General features: G+C 67.4%; 3 protein-coding genes and 1 pseudogene. All 4 read left to right on the top strand.

Features of this window, described 5'->3' with window-relative positions:
- The coding region (locus RI841_RS15960; RefSeq protein WP_310706618.1) for a hypothetical protein at window positions 1–1,009 on the top strand (1,009 nt) is incomplete at its 5' end.
- Between the two features lie 123 nt (window positions 1,010–1,132).
- Window positions 1,133–1,462, top strand: coding sequence for a hypothetical protein (locus RI841_RS15955; protein ID WP_310706617.1), 330 nt, complete (start codon window positions 1,133–1,135; stop codon window positions 1,460–1,462).
- A 111-nt stretch (window positions 1,463–1,573) separates the two neighbouring features.
- A complete protein-coding gene (locus RI841_RS15950; RefSeq protein ID WP_310706616.1) occupies window positions 1,574–2,149 on the top strand; it encodes a DinB family protein in 576 nt (191 codons plus the stop codon).
- Window positions 2,149–2,439 (top strand): annotated as a pseudogene (locus tag RI841_RS15945) (DUF302 domain-containing protein); the annotation flags it as partial. The gene RI841_RS15950 and the pseudogene RI841_RS15945, both read left to right, overlap by 1 nt.

Raw genomic sequence — 2,439 nt, 5'->3', positions numbered from 1 at the left:
CGAGGGGCTGGACCCCGATGCCATCGCCGATGAGCTGGCTCGGGCCACCACCGAGGCGGGAGCACCGGCACAGATCTCGGCGCTGCGGCGCGATGTGTGGAACACCCTTCATGACTGGTGCCGTGCCGGCCTGCTTTGCCAGCAGGGTGCTCTCCCGGCAGCGCTGCCGGGAGAGCGCGAGCTCCATGATCCGGCGACGTCGGTATCGCCGCCGGGCCGGGCCATGAGGCTCCATCTGGACGGCCGTCACTGGGCCCTGGACGTGGGCAGTGGCCCCGCCATGGCGCGGTTGACGACATGGTTCGGCGAGCGGCTGTCGCCACTCGACGCTGAGGCGGCGAGCCGGCTGCCGCGTCTGGCGGTGCTGCGCGACTCCGGCGGTTATGCCCTGGCCTGCGGCGACCGGCTGCTCGCATCGCGGTTGATGCTGGCGCAGCTGGGCCCGGTCTTGACGGCGCATCTGGTTCGCCAGGCCGCGATGCCCGGCCGCCCGGTGGTCGACGCTGGCCTGCTGGTCACGCCGCACGGCAACGGGGTGCTCTGCCTGCTCCCCGACGATGAGGAGAGCCGCGCCCTCTTGCAGCGGCTGCTGGAGGCATCGGGTGGGATACTCACCCGCGGCGTTCGCCTGGATCTCTCGGCCCCGGCAATAGCCGAACCCCTGGATTTTCCTCTCCCGGACATCGTCGGCGTGGCCCCGAACAGGTTGCCCGAATCCGTGACCCTGCGTGGTGTTCTGCTGCCGGCCGAGGCGTCGGCCGAGGAGGTCCTCGCCCCGGTCGCCACGCTGGATGCGCTTGGCGCCCTGCTGCCAAACTGTCTGACCGACAATGGCCAGGCGCTGGATGACCACAGCGTGACGGCCCTGAGCGACTGGCTCTCCACCCTGGCTGCCAGCGCCGTGAGGTCAGGGCCAGGGGGGCCGGATACCGCGTCACTGGCCGAATGGTTGATCACCCGGATAGAACCCGCCCCCTCGGTCAATCGCCCCGTCATGGCGAGAGGGTGAGAGGGGCACGAGCAACCGGTGATGCCCCCGGCATCGCCGATGGGGAAGCCGGCAGCACGCCGACTTCACTGCAAGACGACATGCCCGGCATGTCGAACATCCCGTATCAAGGAGGTCATGATCATGACACTGCAAGATGAGAAGCGCCGTAGCCTGTTGAGTCGTCTCAGCCGTCAGCTGGGCTATACGGCACCGGCACTCGCCCTGGTCGCCAGCGGAGCGGCCTTCCAGGCCGTGGCCAGCGAGACAGCCACCGAGCTGAGCTACACCAACGGACAGGAAGCGCCTCTGATGCTTGCCGAGGCTCATGCTGAGGGCGGCGCCGAAGGGGACGCCCAGGCAGAAGGTGAGTACGAAGAAAAAGGCGAGGGTGAAGCAGAAGGCGAGGCTGAAGGCGAAGGTGAAGGTGAAGGTGAAGGTGAAGCGGAAGGCGAGGGCGAAGCAGAGGGCTGAGCCCTTCGTTCACCACCAGACGGAAACCAGGTCCGTCACCACGGTGGCGGCCTGGCCACTTCTCTTTCCGCCTTATGGCGATTCCCTAACGGAACCCACAGGACACCCATCATGACATCACGTCACTCCCGGCCGTCCCCTGCCACGGCGCGTCTCGTCGAGGAGAATCTGCTGACCCTTGCCCAGCTGAGGGGCCTGGTCGCGGTCCTGACGCCCGACGTCTATCGACAGGCGTTTGGCGAGCACGGTCGTCACAGCCTGGGCAAGCATGTGCGTCACATCATCGATCATTATGATGCACTGCTGGACGGTCTCGATCGAGGAGCAGAGCTCATCGACTACGAACAGCGCCGGCGCGACGAGGCCCTCGAGCAAAGGCCGCAGCAAGCCGCGAACCATCTGGCAGGCATCGAGGCACGACTGTCGTCACTGGGCAGTGGGTCGTCGCCGGATGCGCTCACCCTGGGTTATCCCATGGACGACGAGCGGCTCTCCCTGGCGTCCAGCCTGAACCGCGAACTTGCCTTCCTGACCAGTCACAGCATTCACCACATGGCGATCATTGCCCTCTTGGCCGAGCAGTCGGGTCTCCATCTGCCCGAGTCGTTCGGGGTGCATCCCTCCACGCTTCGCCACTGGCAGCGGGCGTCCGCGGAGCAGGCGCCGCTCTCGCGGAGGAGTGCCTGATGTTGCGCGCGATACTGGCAACATGGCTGCTGACACTGATCCTGGCCGCCCCGGCGGCCGCCGAACCCCGCTGGCCTGACCAGGGGTGGCAGGTCACGTCCACTTCGCTTGCCTATGACGAGCTGCTGGAGGCCCTGCGGGAGGCAGTCGAGGCCGAGGGCATGTTCGTGGTGACCGAGGCCGGGCCCACCGAGGCCGCTGCGAACCGGGGGGTATCCATCCCCGGGAATCGGGTGGTGGGCGTGTTTCGCAACGACTTTGCGGTACGCATCCTGCGGCTGAGCGTCCCG

The organism is Halomonas sp. (assembly GCF_031581305.1).
Lineage (GTDB): Bacteria > Pseudomonadota > Gammaproteobacteria > Pseudomonadales > Halomonadaceae > Halomonas.
Note: the sequence above shows the minus strand (reverse complement) of the source record. Positions and strands in the feature narration are given on the sequence as shown.